Origin of the sequence: Acetobacter indonesiensis (assembly GCF_000963945.1) — a bacterium.
Lineage (GTDB): Bacteria > Pseudomonadota > Alphaproteobacteria > Acetobacterales > Acetobacteraceae > Acetobacter > Acetobacter indonesiensis.
In genome coordinates this window covers 17319-35162 of the sequence record NZ_BAMW01000050.1, presented here as the reverse complement: position 1 = coordinate 35162, position 17844 = coordinate 17319, and the positions used below count along the sequence as shown (strand labels likewise).

The following is a 17844-nucleotide window of genomic DNA, read 5'->3' as shown; positions in this document are numbered from 1 at the left end:
GTAATTTAATTTACTTTTTTTATTTGCTAATACCAAACATTATTTTTATACATTCAATTTTATTTTTTTATAAACTATAGATAAAATAAATACTCCAGAAATAAATATTTAATTATGAAAGGCAATAATTTTTTACTTACTGTTTTTTATGATGTTTTCTTAATTTTTTTTATGATAAATTCACTTGCATATTGTGCTGCTGCACTCAAGCTCGTATCCTGTAACGATACGATCCCATTTTCTAATTGCATCTCTGGTAAAAATCGTAACGATGTCTCTGCCTCATCGATTGTACGTCCCAATGCCTTCAGCATGGTGAGAGGGAGTAAAGTATAAGCATCGGAAAGAGCTACTATTTTCTCCCCCCCGACAGGGGAGTTGATTTCAATACGACGCTTTGGAAGAGACAATCCTCTTGCTGCCAGCACAGAGTCAAATCTATCCCTCATTGCTAATCCAGGTATCGGCAACACCCATGTCGCAGATGAAAACTCCGCCCATTTTTCGATAACATCTGGAATAGAATGAATTTCCTCCATACTGGCTATGACGTATTGCTCTTTCCCTAACGATTGCGTTTTAAATCGTGCACGCGATGTTATATCGGTCAAATTGATAAAGATAAAATCGTATTGGTTTGCCTCTAACCCAGAAAGAAGATTTTGCCGAGAAGCATATTCAAGAGTTAAATTAAGATTGGGGTGAATTTTCTTCATTTTTGCAACACCCCGAACAATCGCATCCTGCAACATCGGTGTCTGAAAGCCGATTTTTACACTATCATGGAAACTTTCTTCATGAAGCGTAATATCCACCATTAAATTTTTCAGTTCTGCGTCTATCCTTCTCCCTGCAACGATAAGACGTTCGCAAAGAGGATTAGGTATAAGCCCCCCAGCTTTTCTTATAAAAAGTTTGGTACCTAAAATATTTTCAAGCTCCAGACACGCCTTTGAAACCGCAGCCGGCGTAATATTCAGTCGTTCAGAAGCAAGCCTGATACTTCTTGTATGAAATAATATTTCAACAAGTCTAAAATGTCTTAGTTTCATATGTTGACGTAAATCAGGTATCTTTTTCATTTCTTCTAAACCCAAAACTATCTGAAAAATTTTTATTTTGTTTTATTTGAATATCTAAACCAACATTTTTACATTGAGATTTATAATCCACCGCCTAACGCAAGATAGAACATTAAACAGAAATCTTTGAAAAAACCAAACGGTTGACGCTTGTAAACTTTTTTTCGATGTAACCTTGTTAGTCAAACTGATACATTTTTAATAGTGAGGATAAGCCGTCTGTTTTTCTTAACAAATCTATGGATTGGTTTCTCAACATTATAATATTTCGTGTAAGATATCGTTAAGGAAAACAGAATGTCTTCAGTGACCAATGGTATTTTGTATGTTGATGATTACGTCACGACCGGGAACGGTACAATTCCAACGGGAAATTTTTATGGAGCAAAATATAGCTCTGTCGTTATACAAGGCGGAGGCACTTATACAGGTCCTATTACGATAGCTTCAGGTGGCAAAGTAACGATCAACACAAACGGCCTTCTTTCTGGCGGAGCCACGTTAAATGGCGGCACAATATTCTCATATGCTTCTAACGGAACTTTCTTTTCGTGGGGCTCCAGTGGCGGATCTCTTGTCTTAGCAAGCGGAGCTGTCGATACAAATGAGAATCCAAAAGCTGGTAGCGCGTCAATTTTTATTCAGTCTGGCGCAACTCTTTCAAGCTCTACGCTTCAATCTGGAAACAGCATTGTTGTTAATGGAGGAGGAACACTTTCCAACACAACCATAAACGCGGGTGCAACTGCCATTTTCTCATCTGGAGCAAATGAGAGCGGTGTCACACTGAATGGTGGCACGATCAGTGCTTATAATTCTCCCCCATATTTTCAGTGGGGATCGAGTGGTGGCAAACTTATATTAAAAAGCGGCGCGGTCGATACAGGTGAAAGCCCTCAGCAAGGCGCAGCTTCAGTCATAGTCGAATCTGGGGCTTCTCTTTTACGTGGCACTTTTGTTTCAGGAAACCTCATAACCGTTAATAACGGTGGCGTTGTTTCTAACATTACGCTCAATGATTTCGGCACGCTATATGTTCAATCCGGGGGATTGGCCGACCTAACAACAGTTGCAAGCAATGGGCAAGTTGGGCTGGTTGGCTCCGCCACGAACACAACAATTAACCGTACTGGTTTGCTTGAAATTGTGTCCGGCGGCGTCGCAACAAACACAACGGTCGTCAGTGGTCAGGTAGTCGTTGACGGCGGTGGTACACTCAATTCTGCCGCTGTTACCGGTGCTAGCATCAATGGCAACGGCTCTTCCGTTCCAAGCGTACTCGTTTCTAGTGGCGCAACGATGTCAAACGTCACTGTAGGTGACTGGGCACAGTTACAGGTGAGTGCTGGCGGTTCTGCCATCAACACCATCATTAACAGCCGTGGTGGGCTTGGATTGCAGGGCTCTGCAACGGGCACAACAATTAATTCCAGCGGCGTACTAGATATTGCCAGCGGTGGCAGTGCAGATGATAATACTATCACGGCGGGTGGGGAAATTTATGTTGCTTCAAACGCAACGCTAGGTAACACAAACGTCGGCAGCGCAGGTATTGTCAGCGTCGAAAGCGGCGGAAACATTTCTGGAACCATTACCCTTCAGGCTGGCGGATCTGCTACAATCTGGAACAACGCTGGTGGATCAGTTGTCCTGCCTAGCGATGCCAACCACGGGTTAACCATTTCCGGTTTGGAAAATGGCGGCATTGTAAACACCATTATCAACGGATTTAGCGGGAATGCTCTCGGTGATTCTGACAGTATTGATTTGGCCGGTGTCTCGGCTAATGGGGTATCCTATGCTTACCCGTCAGACGATCAGGTGGTCATTACGCTTTCTAACAATACGACGATTACCCTCAATATCCCCGGTGTGAAAAATACCGGCTTTGTACTTGCTGACGACGGAAGTGGTGGGTCTCTTGCGGAAGTGTGCTTCCTAAGTGGTAGCATGATTGAAACACTGGAAGGAGATATTGCTGTCGAAGACCTGCGCAAAGGCGATAAAATTATTTCATATAATCAAAACGTAGCTAAAACGGTTACAGTAAGCTGGGTGGGCAAAGCTCATACTGTAGTGCGGACTAGGCAACGCACAGATGAAGCCGGCTACCCGGTACGTATTCGTAAAGATTCCATTGCAGATGGTGTACCTTACAAAGATCTGCTTGTTACTGCTGAACATAGTCTGTTTTTGAACGGACGGTTTATTCCTGCGCGTATGCTAATCAATGGGAACTCCATTCTCTATGATACCAGCATAAGCGCTTATGATTACTACCACGTAGAAACTGAACAGCATTCCGTTATTCGTGCGAATGGTACATTGACGGAAAGCTACCTAGATACCGGAAACCGTCGGACATTTACTCAGGAAGGACCTGTCATTGCTCTCTATGGCACGAATCATAGCTGGGAGAATGATGCAGCCGCCCCTCTATGTGTCGAGCGTAATTTTGTAGAGCCCATTTATCGCAAGCTCGAAACACGCAGTATTGAACTTTTCGGGCAGGCACAAAATGGGTTTGAGGCACAAATCACTGATGATTCCGGTCTACATCTTGTGACCGACAAAACCCATCTTGTACGTGCGGTACGTCATGAAGATGGAAAATACAGCTTTATGCTGCCCCCTCACACAGAATACGTACATATCGTATCGCGTACCAGCCGCCCATCAGACATTATTGGCCCGTTTGTTGATGACCGACGTGAACTGGGCGTAGAAATTGGGGACATTACCTTTATGACGGGCAAGGAAAAACACGATATTGTAGAACATCTGAAATCTAAACCGCCACATGGTTGGTATGCTCGGACCACACAGAATCGGTCTGCGTGGACAAATGGTTCTGCCAAGCTGCATATTCATGATATAGTGAGTAATCAAATGGGTTTACTCACTTTGACTATTTGTTCTTCTGGACCATATTTTGTATCAGAACAAACTAGATTCAAAGAAATTCTTTCTGCTTAATTAGAAAAAAGGGGATGCAGATACACAAATCTGCATCATCTTTACTAGAATTGACCAGAAAATTTTTAAGGTATATTTTAAACAGTCATTCCAAATTATTACGATTCAAGATAATGTCTCGAAATGCCTGATTATCCATGACATCTCATAAAGCAAACCCATACTCACGAATGCAATGTGGAAACGGCGATTAGTCGAAACAATCGCTACGCCACATAAAGCAAGATAAACGGGAATACGAAACCAATACTCTATAGAAAATAATGCGTAGTGTTCTGGTCCTTTAATAAGAGTGTCAATTAAATCAAAAATTACTGTTAGTGCAAAAAATGAAAAAAACCATTTTCGTCTGGAAATAAAAAAATCCTCATATCCGGTATAGTCGCTAATAGATTCTGGAAATAAAAATGCACTTAGAAAAAAGAGTACAATCGCATACAGAATCAGAAACAGATACGTTTCAAACCGCCACATCGGTAGTTCAATCAACCACAACTCCCACCACCAAAAATGCATTAACATTAAAAGTAGAGTCAGAACCCAACCAATATGTACCGGATAAATCCGTGTCTGGTTGGGGTGTTGAATGATACGCACAAGACCTGTCAGAAGCCGTGTTACACTTAAACCGACCACCATACCCATAATCATGCGGACATGCTGGAAGATGTCAGGAGAAGTCAATGGATGCAGAACCATGATAGTTTTCTCCTTATTCCATCTATTTTACAGAAACTTTCTAAATAATTATATCGGATGTTATTAATATGTTTCTCGCAGAAGAAATATTCCTCATTAACTTTCATTTTTATACGATACAAACATTTCTATATTTTTTACCGATCAATATCTTATCAAAAAGAATATACTGTCGACAATCTTGAAAAATGACTCTCTAAATTAAAAAATACAGTATCCTCAAACAGAAAAATCCTACAAGATAAATATATTCCGCATCCATCCTGTAGGTTTTTATATTTTTGTAAATTTGATTATTTAGTGGTGTACCCGCCGTTGACCAGAATGGTCTGCCCCGTCACCCACCAACCGTCCGAGACCAGAAAGCGAACAAACGGTGCAATATCTTCAATATCAGTCAAACCCGTTTTGCTAAATGCTGACAATGCAGCAGCAGATTTATGGTATACCACGGCATCTGGTGCTTCCTGACCGTAGAAAAACGGGGTGTCCATAGGGCCCGGTCCGATTGCATTCACGGAAATACCACGGGCACCATACTCTTTGGATGCAGCACGCGTGAAATGTTCCACCGCCGCTTTTGATCCCGCATAGGTAGAATAGAACGGTGTATAAGCGCCCAGAAGTGACGTCACCAGCGTTACAAGTTTGCCATTATCATTCAGGTGAAGGCCTGCTTCTTTGATAAAGAAATAAGCTGCTTTCGTATTCACAGCGAACATAGCATCAAATTCGCTTTCGGATGTTTCTGCGATAGGTTTCTTCAACACTTTACCAACCGTGTTGATCGCAATATCCAGCTTACCGATAGCGGCAATCGTATCCGTGAATAATTTTGTCGTAGCAGCGGCTGTTGTCAGGTCAGCCTGAAATGCGACAGCCTGCACACCAGCGTCTTTCAGAACAGCAAGTGTTTTCTCTGCATCAGCTTTAGAGGCATCACTGTTGTAATGGATTGCAATGGCTTTCGCCCCCGCAGCCGCAAGATCACGCGCAATCAGACTTCCCAGATTTTTTGCGCCGCCAGCAATCAGAACGGTTTTGCCGTTAATAGTATGGTCTGCCATGGGTTTATCTCCCTGTTCGATGAAGAACGTACCAGTCACGCTTTGCTGGTTGAGAGAGTATCATTCATGATATCATGATAAATATACCATTTTTCGACAATACATGTCGGAAAATACGAACAATCTATAACCTACGTGTGGAGTAACAGTGCTGTGGACCGGATTGATCTGTTTCGTATTTTTGCCCGGATTGTAGAAACAGCCAGCTTCACGCGGGCAGCCACAACGCTAAAGATCTCCCGTTCGACAATTTCCACGGCTATTCAGGAACTGGAAGCACGGGTCGGTACTCAATTATTGGTGCGTACCACCCGATCAGTTTCTGTCACACCTGACGGCGCTGCATTTTACGATCACTGTGTAAGACTAGTGGCTGATGTAGAAGAAGTGGAAGCACTGTTTCAACAGGACTCTGTCCGCCCCCAAGGGCTACTCCGTGTTGATCTGCCAGGCCGAATTGGCAGGCTGATTGTTGCCCCTGCCCTGCCGAATTTTTTAGAGCGCTACCCAGATATTAATATTGAACTTGGCATGACAGATCGCGCAGTTAATCTGATTGAAGATGGAATTGACTGCGTTTTGCGGGTAGGCCCTTTACAAGATTCAGGCCTTATTGGCCGTAAGGTAGGCGATCTTGCCCTTATTAACGTGGCAAGCCCGACTTATCTTGAACGATATGGTTCTCCTGCAAATCCTGACGATCTGGGTCATCATCATATTATCAGATACGCTTCACCCAGTTCGGGACGGGTGGAAGACTGGGAGTGGGTTGAAAATGGCGAGGTCTGCCAGATGCCAGTCAAAGGTCGTGTAACAGTAAACAGCGCAGAAGCGTCCATTGCGTGCTGTCTGGCTGGCCTTGGACTAATTCAGATCCCGGCCTTCGACGTAAAAAAGCATCTTGTAGAAGGAAACTTACAAGAGGTCATGCCAGATTGGCGAGCAGCATCACTCCCCATGACAATTCTTTACCCACACCGCAAACATTTGTCACGACGTGTCCAAGCATTCGTGGAGTGGATTATTCCATTATTACACGATCTACTTTGAAAAATACTTTCCTGGTCTATTACTATTAAGAAATTCAATAAATTTGAGATTATATTTTATGATTCAAGAGAGGCTTACATCGTAAACCTCTCTCGTTGAAAATTTACGCTATTTTTGAGTTATCATAATCAATACGTAAAACTGACTTCCCCCAAGAACATTCTACCGGCAGAAGGCGTAGCACGGTTTGAAAACAGGCTTTGATAATTCAGGCGGTTGGCAAGATTGTATCCATTCATGGAAATCTTCCAATGTTTATCAAACCGATGAGAAATCATCGCACTGAAATCGAGGTTGGCTGGTGCACGCAGTGTATTGGCTGCATTTAACCAAACATGTTGACGCCATGTAACCCCTCCCCCGAAGGAAATATTGTACGGCGTGTTTGGAAAAGCGTTATAAACAGACCAGAGTGTTGCCTGATTATGCGGCACATATTGAACATTTTTGCCGCGATTGGCCTGTGTAGCTGAATAGGTCGTGTCGCTATCATATAAAGCGTACGTCGCAGTTACATTCCATCCCGGCAGAATAATTCCGCCTACGGACAATTCCAGTCCCTGATTACGCTGACGGTCTGATGACCCCTGCACTTCACCTGTGACAGGGTCAGCGTTCATAGCGTTTCCTTTATCAAGACGGAACAGAGATGCTGTTGCCCCTATACGGTCATGAAACAGGCTGTATTTTGCACCAAATTCGTAAAGCTGTGCTTTTTCTGGGCTGGCAAAGGAATTTGTACCGGGACGAATAGGAACCGAACCGTTGGTAACGTACATCCCCATAGGCGTTGTTGAACTTGCCCATGTAAAATAATAAGTCTGATGTTCATCAGGGGTCGCAACAAGGCTGACGTTCGGATTAAACACGCCACTTACATCATGAAAATGTTTGTCAGGATTGGCTGCAACATTTCCCCCGGTCAGGTTGTAACTTGTCTGCCAACGGTCCCAACGAAAGCCTCCTTTTACAGAAAGCCATTTTGTCAACCAAATCTGGTCAAACAGAAACAGTCCTGTATCAAACCCGTATCCACTACTATGCGGTTTTGCCCCCAGACTGCCTAATGTAACCAGACCGGCAGGATTAGACTCACCCGGAACAAGGTCGAGATTACCAACATAGGGGTTGGGATTTACCAAATTCGCGTAGGGCTTGGCTTTCAAATATGTTGATTGTGAGCGCACATCATTCACGCGTTCAATATCAACCCCGGCAACCAACTGATGACGTAAAAAGCCCGTGTTAAAATTTGCAACCATTGACGCAACATTTTGCACCGACCAGCTTCTTTGCTCATATGGCAGGGGAGCCATATAGGTTCCAGGCCCGGTACCTTTCCCTGCACCAGATGGCCCAGACCGTGCAACCAATGCGGACGCTGGGTCGCCATTGAAATAGTTATTCACGCATGTTGTATCGCATGTGGCTTTAGACGCCGCAAAATTACGATAGTACTGGCCGCCACGCAGGTCATCATAAATGGTAATATGGTCGTTCACTTTATAGGTAAACCGGGCCGTTTCCATATTATCATTGGTTGAATTCTGGTCATTATTCGTCCCGTACCAATTAGTACGGCGAATACCATATTCGGTAATGGGCTGCCCGTAAGACGCACCCGGTTTTGTTACCACCGGCACACCGAAATCAGGTACAGAGTTTTCTTGCTGATGCAGATACTGCAAAACAAGTGTCGCGCGCTTCCCAAGGCCGAATGCTAAGGATGGTGCAATCCCCCAGCGATGAGAATAGATAAAGTCTCGACCAACAACATTATGTTCGTCTCCCATTCCGGTCAAACGAAACGCTGTTGAGCTATCCAGCTTCTGATTAATATCAAGCGTACCCCGGTAATAACTTCCCGAGCCACCTGTAAATTCGGCGGAGTAACTATTATGCAGACCCGGGGTTTTGGTGACCATATTGATGGCACCCCCTGTTGTCCCGTTACCAAACACTTCAGAAGATGGACCTTTGATAACAGAGACGGATTCAAAATTAAAAGAGTCTCTGGAGTAAACCCCAAAATCCCTTAATCCGTCTTCATAGATATCGTTCTGGGCCTGAAAACCGCGAATAAGAAACTGGTCCCCATTCATACCCCCCGCGCCTTCACCAATAGAAGCAGTGACACCCGGCACGTTCCGCAACGCTTCATCCAGAGATTTGACATTCTGCTGTTTCATCAACGCTTGCGGCACCACGTTGATATTCTGGGGCGTATGCATGACATCCTGCGGCATACGCGACAAACCAAGTGACTGATGCATGGTGTTAAACCCATGCCCTTTGACAGTCAGACGTTCTTCATCTTCTGCATTGATGCTGGCAACGTCCGTTGCGGTGTGTGCATCCGTTTTCTTGAACCGCTTGCTTTCGCGTTTGGGATGTTTTTCAGCGTTTGGCACATCGGGGGAAGTAGATGCCAATGCCTGAGCGGAAAAAAACAGAGCACTCGCAACAGACATAGGCGTAAGACACGCCCGATACACTTTGGTCATTCCCAGACACTCACCCCGATGTGATAATTGTGTCTGAAATATAGCAACTGATAATTATTCTCAACATAATATTTGATAATTCTGACTCATGTCAGTGCTGTTTCTCACGCATGATATTTATTAAAATTATTTTTAATTTTTATTCTTTTTATCTCTTAATTTGTAATTCGCAATGTTTCTCATAAATGGCATCAGATTTTGGGGGTGTATTATTCTGGCATCACCTTAGAATTATATTCGTCTGTATATATATTTATGCATGGAGATATATAGACAACCCGACCTTTGACCCGGCAAAAGGAGCCACCAACTGCTCTTTATCATAATGTCGGACTAGCCAGACTGATGCACAATCGTTTTTACACTACCTTCGCCAGCGGAACTTTTGGCGCACTGTTATTGGCCTCATCCGCTCTTGCCGCCAGCCCTGCGCCGCAGCCATATGGCAAAACTGATAAAAAACAGCCGCTCAAGGTCTCTGCTGTCAAAAAGCCAACGCCTACCCGGGCTCCTATTGCCGGGATATTGGATGGCTCGAACGGTGAAACGATTAACGTGCATGGACACCATGCGGCTGATGGCACCGCGTCAAAATACATGAATAAGGTTGTGTATCTCGGCCCGTTAGGCAACCGGGACACGCTGGATACCCCTTATTCTATTATGGGCGTGCCGCACGATGTGATTGTCAATCAGCAGATTCGAAACATCAACGACATGGCGGAGTTTCTGCCATCCGTACAGCTTGAAATCCGTGGGGACCCCAACACATCACGCCCGCAATCGCGCGGGTTTGAGGCTGATGTGGTTGCCAACTCTCGCCTTGATGGTCTGAACGTTGTGTCCACCACCCCTTACCCTGCCGAGTGGGTTGATAACCTACAGGTTCTGAACGGTTTGGCTGGTGCCATGTATGGGCCACAAAACCCCGCTGGCGTGTTTGAATATACACTCAAAAGACCAACAGACCGCCGGACAGAGCGTCTTTCAGTTGGTGTGGACTCCATTGGCACGCCAACCGTAAATGGCGATATTTCAGGTCGGTTGGGCCGAAATGGCTGGTTTGGCTATCGTTTGAACCTGCTACATGCCAATGGCACGGGCTACACCCAGGGTAGCTGGATGCGCCGTGAAATGGTCAGCGGTGATTTCGATATTCACCTTGATGATAAAACCGTCATTGAAATTGACGCCAGCCATTATAACTACGCGCAACGTGGCACAGCCCCTGCTTTTGGTATTCTGGCAACAGGCGTTGGCGGTAGCCATCTGCCTGAAGCACCAGATCTCAGCAAGCAGTTGGCTCCGGAATGGAGCGGCTACAACATGGAAACCAATACGTTTCTTGCCAAGATTCGGCATCAGTTCAATGAAAACTGGAGCTTCACACTGGGCGGTCTGTATCAGGACGCTGCGCGGCAGGCTTTTGGCGTAACCGATACACTGTGTGACGGCAGCAAAACCTGTGGCGGCCTGACGGGCAGCAACGGCTGGTTCAGTTCAAAAGCAACGGCCACAACAACTGCCAATGATTTCCGTGTTGGCAGTAATATGGCCTACGTCAATGGCCGTGTTTATACAGGCCCTATCAAACATGATCTGGTGATTGGCACCAACGGTTACATGATGGGCAACTATAATCCGACCGGAGCCTCAACAAGTGCTCAAAATCTCGGGGTTTATAATTTGTATGGTGCGTCCCCATCCAGCGGCACGCAGCCTTATTATCATGGCCGCTATAAATCCAGCAGTGTAACCAGCCAGTCTTTTATTGTGGGCGATACTCTTCAGCTTAACAAACACTGGTCTATCATGGGCACCCTGTCGTGGAGCTGGATTCATCAGGAAGGGGCGCTAAATGCCAAAAGCCCGCTGACAACACGGTTTGAAAAGTCTGCAGCTTTCAGCCCCACCACCAGCCTGATGTACAAACCAACCGATAACCAGACGTTCTACTTCACCTATGGTCGGTCAGTAGAAGCCGGGCCAGTAACACCCAATAGTGCAAGCTATACCAACACCAACCTTGCGCTGCCGATTGCCCATTCGGAAGAATATGAAGTCGGCTATAAACTTCGTTTCCAGAAAATGCAGGTCAATATTGCGGGTTTCCGCATGACATCACCCTATGCCATGTATGTATCAGCCGCAAACCCGACCGGCTGTGCCGCTGCTGTAAACTGCCAGACCTATCAATACGGTGGCACACAGCGCAATTATGGGGTGGAAGCGCAGATTTCAGGTGAAGTTCTACCAAATCTGTCCGTTCTTGCCGGCATGACGTGGCTGGATGCTGAACTGGTTGACGCGGCATCATCTTCCCTGAACAAGAAGGAAATTGTGGGGGCTGCTCCGCTGCAAGCCAATATCCTGCTTGATTATCGTCTGCCTGCTTCTCTCGGCAGTTTTGCCTCGGGCTGGGCATTCAATGCGAATGTGCATTACATGGGCAACCGTGCGGCCAATGTTACTAACACGCTGCACACCGGGTCTTACACCACCCTTGAACTGGGCACACGCTACGCCTTCCATGTCGCAAAATTCCCGTGGGTTCTGCGTTTCGGCGTCAGCAACGTGACCAATGAACGCTATTGGGCGTCTGTCTATACGGGTGCACCAAGCGGAACATCAGGTGCAGCGTCCAGCCTTTACGCCGGGCTGCCCCGTATTTATCACTTCACGTTCTCTGCCGAATTCTAACTGGCCGTCTCCCTCCTTCTGATAGAACGCATCAGAAGGAAGGAGATTATGCGCGTTAATCTGTTCCAGATCGGACCATTTCCCAGCACACCCGAACAGTGTTACCGTTCCTGATCTTGTTATTATCAGATTAGTGTGTGGCGCGTTGAAACCGTATTTTATTTTTGGCTTGGGTGCACTTCTTCTTACGGGCTGCACACCTGCTGATTTTCATAAACCCGGCCCACTTCAGAAAGAAGAGGCGTATAATCGTCTCTTCCCGCAATGGGTTGAACTTTGTGCTGTTTCCCAGATTTCAAAAAAGCCCGGTTATGGGGCTGATATTGCAGGTGGCCCCGGCGGCCACGCCGTATTCTTTCTCCATGGTGCCTGCCTGGACCCCACATCCCCTTATCCCGTGCTGACATCTTGCCCAGATGGAGAAACAGGGGTCAGCATGAACTCGCATTTCAAGAATGCAAACTGGGTTGGGATTTCCCATCGTGATTTTTTCTATAACGGCCTGCTGAAACCAGACGAACCACTCACCAAAGCCACCTACACAGCCACAAAGCAGGAAGCACAAAAAAGAGGTCTGTATAGTGCCATCCGCTTTCAGGATTGGACTTCTGAAGGAAAACCGGCTGATGTTTCAGATGAGCAGTGGAAATACGAAATTTCAATTGGCACGGATTATGCCGTCAGTTTTGGTCGAGCCAGATATTGTGCACGGCTTCCTGTTAGTGAAGAACAGTTCAAACAGGTTATCTCTTTTCTAAATGGCCGGAACGCACTTTACCATAATGGGCCAAAAACTTTTGAAACCAATGTTCTACAGGATAACTGCAATCACCTTACCCACAATGCCTTGGCCGCAGCAGGTTTCTGGCACGAACTGCCTGTACATCAGTTTATTCTAAAAGCGGCGTTAACATTTCCCGTACCCAAAAACGAAGTTGTCAATCTTCTTGATCAAACCCAGCGGCACGATATTGGTAACCTGCATGCGCTGTACCATGACAAACTGACACGTAAAAGCCTGATGGAAGATGGATGGCTACCAACAACGCCGGGCGTCATGCTGGATTCAAACCCGGTAAAAACCCCCAACGAGGTCTATAATACCCAGCTTTCCCTTATTTTTTATGATGACCCGCTGCTTGGGCATTATAATAAAGCGTTCGATCGATACCTTAATCAGCCGCGTTATCATGACCTGAAAACCAATCTTCTGTGGTATCAGGGCCTTTATGCAAAAGCGGCGGCTGAACGCAAACCTTTGGACTGGTGGTTAAAAAAAGAGCCTGCCGGGTTTGCGCCTTTTTACAATGCCTATTACGCGTGGCTTCAAAAACAGCAGGATCTGGTACAGCGCGGCCTTACACTGCTGTCTGATGATGCTTCCGCCGCCAGCGGGTTAATGCCAACGCAGCCCGAAAGGCCGCAAGGGGAACCTGAACACGCAAACGGCCTATGAAATCACCCGCCAGAAGGGAAATAATGCTATCGCGCATCCGAAAAAGGTTTTTGGGGTTTAAAAACAGTTCGCGTTGGGCGGGGTCATTAATACCGTAAATAAGCCAGGAAACCCGCCGCATTTCTGCCCGGGTTTGCCGTTCCTCACGTTGGGCGACACGCCTGCCATCCTCGGGGTTACGCAACCAGGCTTGGGCAACACGCGCCCCGCGAAAGGCACTTTTCATGGCCAGCAGAACGCCCGATGAAAACACCGGATCAAGAAAGGCGAAGGCATCGCCTATCATGTAGTAACCATTCCCCCAGTTGCGGTCAGCACAGTAGGAATAATTGCCCGTTGTGCTTAAATCACCAATCTGTTCTGCCGGGGCCAGACGCTCTGCCACACTGGGGCTTTCAGCCACTTTCTTCCAGAACAGGTCTGTTTTCGGCCCCGTATGTGACTGGAAAGCGTTTTTATCCCCCACAAACCCAACACTCATGATGTTGTCCCGCAGGGGGATCATCCAGAACCATCCATCGGGCACCAGATGAATGGAAATATAACCTTCCATCCCCGGTTCACGACGTTCTACATTTCGAAAATGAGCATAAATAGCAGCCGTGGAGTTATTTTTATCTGCTATCCGCGTATGATACCGCTTTGCCAGAAAACCGTCACGGCCTGACGCATCCAGCACAAAACGCGGTTTTATAACATGCTGATTGCCGTTTTCATCCTGAACGGTAATTTTTTTGGGACCATCCTTTGAAAACTCTGCGTCCTTAACCAGTATATTTTCAAACGTTTTTACACCGCTGGCCGCTGCGTTCCGAAACAGAATTTCATCAAATTCCGAACGTCTGACCTGATAGGCATGTTTGGCTCTGGGGCTGATAGCCAAGCGAAACGGGAACGCGACGCGCCCCTCCCCTTGGTCTGAAACAAATTCGGCACCGGGTTTGAAAACACCGATTTTTTCAACCTGATCAAGAACACCAATTGTTTTCAGAAGCGGCAAATTGCAGGGTAGCAGGGACTCACCAATGTGAAACCGCGGATGGCACTCTTTTTCCAGCATGACAACCGACAGCCCTTTACGGGCCAGTAACGTTGCTGCGGTACTGCCAGCAGGGCCACCCCCTATAACCAGAACATCACACTGAGCGGGAACCTGCGTCATGCCATACCTCCGTTAATGCCTATTGTCTGCCCGGAAATATAGGCAGCTTTATCAGATGCCAGAAAGGCAATCAGATCCGCCACTTCCTGTGGTTTTCCCGAACGACGTGCCGGGACAAGAGCCGCAATATCCGTCGTTGTCATGATGGCGGCAGTTGCGGGGGAGTCTATAATACCTGGGGCTACCGCATTGACCGTAATCCCACGGCTACCGACCTCACGCGCTAACGAACGCACGGCCCCTTCAAGCCCAGCTTTGGCCGCGGCATAGTTAACCTGCCCCTTATTCCCCATACGGGCTGAAACGGAAGAAAGGGCAATGATACGCCCCCACCGTGTGCGTGTAAGCGGCAAAAGTAATGGCTGAACAACATTGAAAAAACCATTGAGCGAGACGCCTATGACATCATGCCACTGGGCTTCGCTCATCCCCGCCAGAGTCGTGTCATCATGCGTACCGGCATTATGCACAATAACCTGTGGCACTCCCTGCGCCAGAAGAGTTTCAAGCCCTGTTCGGGTTTTGGTTGAACAGCTTAGGTCACATTGCCAGATTTCTGCTTGACCACCCTGTGTCATAAAATCTGCAACCATAGCCTCGGCTTTGGCAGGGTTATTATGGGTGTGTACAATAACGTGCAAACCGTCAGCCACCAGTTGCTGACAGATGGCCTGCCCTAACGGGCTTGTCCCCCCCGTAACAAGCGCCCGTTTCATGCTGATGCCACATCCACTGGTGTTCTGGCGCGGAACATCACCATGCCCCGGCCTTTCAACAACGACGCGCCCTGCTGCGTAGAGACAGAAAAACGATAGACCATGCCAGCAAGGTCATGCTGTTCTCGGCGCACAAAAATATTGAGAACACCATAGTCAGCCCGATCAAGACGATCGCATGTGACCACCAGATCACGCAAGGAAGCCAGATAGCCTCCTGTTTTTGCATCCTGATCGCCCGTTAATGCACCATGAAGCGCCGCTGCCTGCATGGCCATTTCCGCCCCGACAATCACGCCAAGCTTATCCTGATACCGTAAAGGATTATCCGCACGGAGATGCGCTGAAGTCTGGGCTGTGAGTGTATCGGCTGTCCACGCATCACATCTATCAAGCAGGCAGCTTTTTCCCTGATGCGGAATATGGGTTAAAATGTCTTCTATAGTCAGCATGGTGTGACTGCAATTGATAAACTACCTGGTACGGATGCCATTTTTACGGTGCCTTCTGTCCTGCTGGCAATTTTTTCCAGCAACGGCAACGCCCTTGCCGCAGGGTTGGTTGGAACCAGCTTCATCAGATCGGGATGCAAAACCTCATCCTGCTGCGTCGTGGTAGCACCATAGGTTATATCAAGAACACAGATACCATCCTGAGTGGTATCTGGTTGCAAAACAAACGCACATCCAAACGGATTTTCCGTTACGCGGGCTTTACCGATAGGACCCGGAATAGGCAGATCATACACCACCAAGACTGTTGGCGTTTTTTCCACCAGACATTCGGCGACGGCCTTTAGCAACCCTTGTGCAAACGACCAGTCATAACAGCCCAAGGCCACTGCGGGCACATGCGTATGGTGCCCAATGGTCCAATACCCGGCAGGCGCATTATGAACGGAATTGTGGAACTGTGTGGGGGAAACCTCCCCTCCCTCCGTTGTAATGGCTGACAGGATGGAATCAACAATGGCCCCATCCCCGTTGGAGCAGGCAAACACCCCGCGCAGCGAAGACGGTTGCAAACCTGACTGCTGGCTTGCTTCCTCTGCCGCAGCCAGCGCAAGACGTGTCAAAGGGCCACTTCTACGGCGTTCGTTTGCGGGCAGGCATTGTGCAGGTGGCGGCGTCACGGGTCCGTCCTGCCATGTGTCTTCTCTACGCAAAACCCGTTCTGCGTGAGGCCACCCTGCAAGACCTGGCCCCCAGACTGATAATCCCTGAACAACAACGCGCATCAGGCGGCCTCAAATATCAGGCTGCAGTTGGTGCCACCAAAGCCGAACGCATTGCTCATGACACGTCTTACCGGCCTGTTTTCATTGTCTGTCAGCACAGAACTCTGAAAAGAGGGGTCGAGTTGTGTCACATTCAGGCATCCGGGGATAAATCCTGATTTCATCAGGCCAATGCTCATCATGGTTTCAAGAATACCGGATGCGCCCAATGTGTGGCCGGTCCATCCTTTAGTGGAAGAACAAGGTACCTTTTTGCCAAATACCGTGCTAACGGCCTGATCTTCCATACTGTCATTTACCACTGTGCCTGTGCCATGCAGATTAATGTAATCAATATGGTCAGGCTCAAGATCGGCCTGTTTCAGGGCATCCTGCATGGCGATTATTGCCCCCCGTGCCTGCGGGTCTGGAGAAGACATATGGTGCCCGTCACTACTGACGCCATATCCGGCCAGACGGGCCAGAGCGGGTACCTGCGGTCGTGCCCCTTCCCGTTCAAGCAGCACAAAACCGGCTGCTTCCCCAACGGAAATGCCGTTACGGGCCGCATCGCATGGGCGTGTCGGACCGTCAGAAACCAGACCAAGAGACGCAAAGCCCCGTAACGTCATACGGCACAGGCTATCCGCCCCCCCGACAATAACCGCATCACACAAACCTGCCTCCAGCCAGTGCCGTGCATCGACAAACGCGCGTGAGGATGACGCACACGCGTTGGAGACTGTTAGCAGCGGCCCCTTTGTCCCCAAGCGTTCAGCCAGAAAACGGGGTAGGGAAAACAGGTCTTGCGTCCCTGACTGATGAAACGTCTGGGGCGGAAACCCTGTTTGTGCATCGACATCAAGATACGCATTTTCGGCTGACAGAATGCCAGATGTGGATGTGCCCACCACAACGGCAATACGGTCAGCCCCGTAAAAAGTTATGGCATCCTGCACGGCATGTTCAAAACCATCCTGCTGGCACGCCATATCGGCCAAGGCGTTATTGCGGCAGGCAAACGCACTTGGGCCGTGCGTGATAACATGACTTTCAACCCCGGAGACCCGGCCAATATACCCGGTGGTAATACCGAAAAAATCACACGGAATCAGACCTGATTGGCGCGTTTTCAGGGCATGGCACTGTTCTGCCAGTCCATGGCCAATGGCACTGACAATCGTGCCTGCTGTTAGCACAAAGGGGTTCATGAAAA

General features: G+C 47.6%; 13 protein-coding genes. 4 read left to right on the top strand and 9 right to left on the bottom strand.

The genetic code is table 11. The features are described from left to right. Positions 1-146: 146 nt before the first annotated feature. Positions 147-1082, bottom strand: coding sequence for a LysR family transcriptional regulator (locus Abin_RS11845; protein ID WP_048847179.1), 936 nt, complete (start codon positions 1080-1082; stop codon positions 147-149). A 297-nt stretch (positions 1083-1379) separates the two neighbouring features. On the opposite strand from Abin_RS11845, the gene Abin_RS11840 reads away from it, so the two are divergent. Further along, the gene (locus tag Abin_RS11840) at positions 1380-4058 is read left to right on the top strand and encodes a Hint domain-containing protein (RefSeq protein WP_084593613.1); all 2679 of its coding nucleotides are present in this window, start codon (positions 1380-1382) and stop codon (positions 4056-4058) included. Between the two features lie 105 nt (positions 4059-4163). Here the strand turns inward: Abin_RS11840 and Abin_RS11835 are convergent, their stop codons facing one another. Both Abin_RS11835 and Abin_RS11830 read right to left on the bottom strand, forming a co-directional pair. Then, positions 4164-4757: a hypothetical protein gene (locus Abin_RS11835; protein WP_048847178.1), complete on the bottom strand. Its 594-nt coding sequence runs from the start codon at positions 4755-4757 to the stop codon at positions 4164-4166. A gap of 293 nt (positions 4758-5050) precedes the next feature. Then, positions 5051-5824, bottom strand: a complete 774-nt coding sequence (locus tag Abin_RS11830; RefSeq protein ID WP_048847175.1) for an SDR family oxidoreductase — start codon at positions 5822-5824, stop codon at positions 5051-5053. 153 nt (positions 5825-5977) lie between these two features. On the opposite strand from Abin_RS11830, the gene Abin_RS11825 reads away from it, so the two are divergent. Next, the gene (locus Abin_RS11825; RefSeq protein ID WP_048847173.1) at positions 5978-6874 is read left to right on the top strand and encodes a LysR family transcriptional regulator; all 897 of its coding nucleotides are present in this window, start codon (positions 5978-5980) and stop codon (positions 6872-6874) included. A 128-nt stretch (positions 6875-7002) separates the two neighbouring features. Here Abin_RS11825 and Abin_RS11820 read toward each other — a convergent pair whose 3' ends face one another. Beyond that, positions 7003-9345, bottom strand: coding sequence for a TonB-dependent receptor (locus Abin_RS11820; RefSeq protein ID WP_170237856.1), 2343 nt, complete (start codon positions 9343-9345; stop codon positions 7003-7005). Positions 9346-9723: 378 nt separating this feature from the next. Here Abin_RS11820 and Abin_RS11815 point away from each other — a divergent pair, with 378 nt between their 5' ends. Then, a complete protein-coding gene (locus tag Abin_RS11815) occupies positions 9724-12078 on the top strand; it encodes a TonB-dependent siderophore receptor (RefSeq protein ID WP_048847171.1) in 2355 nt (784 codons plus the stop codon). A 145-nt stretch (positions 12079-12223) separates the two neighbouring features. Next, entirely contained in the window at positions 12224-13534 is a 1311-nt protein-coding gene (locus Abin_RS11810) for a hypothetical protein (protein WP_048847170.1), read from the top strand. On the opposite strand, the gene Abin_RS11805 is transcribed toward Abin_RS11810, so the two are convergent. The 5 genes from Abin_RS11805 to Abin_RS11785 are packed head-to-tail and all read right to left on the bottom strand — an operon-like array spanning position 13437 to position 17839. Further along, on the bottom strand, positions 13437-14696 hold the full coding sequence (locus Abin_RS11805; protein WP_048847168.1) for a tryptophan 7-halogenase: 1260 nt from the start codon (positions 14694-14696) through the stop codon (positions 13437-13439). The genes Abin_RS11810 and Abin_RS11805 overlap by 98 nt on opposite strands. Further along, positions 14693-15412, bottom strand: coding sequence for a 3-oxoacyl-ACP reductase FabG (fabG, locus tag Abin_RS11800; protein WP_048847166.1), 720 nt, complete (start codon positions 15410-15412; stop codon positions 14693-14695). The genes Abin_RS11805 and fabG overlap by 4 nt, the downstream gene beginning before the upstream one ends. Next, positions 15409-15864, bottom strand: a complete 456-nt coding sequence (locus Abin_RS11795; protein WP_048847164.1) for a hypothetical protein — start codon at positions 15862-15864, stop codon at positions 15409-15411. The genes fabG and Abin_RS11795 overlap by 4 nt, the downstream gene beginning before the upstream one ends. Beyond that, on the bottom strand, positions 15858-16649 hold the full coding sequence (locus tag Abin_RS11790) for a beta-ketoacyl synthase chain length factor (protein ID WP_084593612.1): 792 nt from the start codon (positions 16647-16649) through the stop codon (positions 15858-15860). Before Abin_RS11790 ends, Abin_RS11795 begins: the two co-directional genes overlap by 7 nt. After that, positions 16649-17839 carry a beta-ketoacyl-[acyl-carrier-protein] synthase family protein gene (locus Abin_RS11785; protein ID WP_048847313.1) on the bottom strand — a complete coding sequence of 397 codons (1191 nt, stop codon included), beginning with the start codon at positions 17837-17839 and terminating at the stop codon, positions 16649-16651. Before Abin_RS11785 ends, Abin_RS11790 begins: the two co-directional genes overlap by 1 nt. Positions 17840-17844 lie beyond the last annotated feature (5 nt).

Bases quoted from the DNA above. Each gene is read 5' to 3' on its own strand.
- Abin_RS11830 (WP_048847175.1), bottom strand. From the start codon at position 5,824: ATGGCAGACCATACTATTAACGGCAAAACCGTTCTGATTGCTGGCGGC.
- fabG (WP_048847166.1), bottom strand. From the start codon at position 15,412: ATGAAACGGGCGCTTGTTACGGGGGGGACAAGCCCGTTAGGGCAGGCC.
- Abin_RS11815 (WP_048847171.1), top strand. From the start codon at position 9,724: ATGCACAATCGTTTTTACACTACCTTCGCCAGCGGAACTTTTGGCGCA.
- Abin_RS11845 (WP_048847179.1), bottom strand. From the start codon at position 1,082: ATGAAAAAGATACCTGATTTACGTCAACATATGAAACTAAGACATTTT.
- Abin_RS11805 (WP_048847168.1), bottom strand. From the start codon at position 14,696: ATGACGCAGGTTCCCGCTCAGTGTGATGTTCTGGTTATAGGGGGTGGC.
- Abin_RS11840 (WP_084593613.1), top strand. From the start codon at position 1,380: ATGTCTTCAGTGACCAATGGTATTTTGTATGTTGATGATTACGTCACG.
- Abin_RS11790 (WP_084593612.1), bottom strand. From the start codon at position 16,649: ATGCGCGTTGTTGTTCAGGGATTATCAGTCTGGGGGCCAGGTCTTGCA.
- Abin_RS11795 (WP_048847164.1), bottom strand. From the start codon at position 15,864: ATGCTGACTATAGAAGACATTTTAACCCATATTCCGCATCAGGGAAAA.
- Abin_RS11785 (WP_048847313.1), bottom strand. From the start codon at position 17,839: ATGAACCCCTTTGTGCTAACAGCAGGCACGATTGTCAGTGCCATTGGC.
- Abin_RS11820 (WP_170237856.1), bottom strand. From the start codon at position 9,345: ATGTCTGTTGCGAGTGCTCTGTTTTTTTCCGCTCAGGCATTGGCATCT.
- Abin_RS11835 (WP_048847178.1), bottom strand. From the start codon at position 4,757: ATGGTTCTGCATCCATTGACTTCTCCTGACATCTTCCAGCATGTCCGC.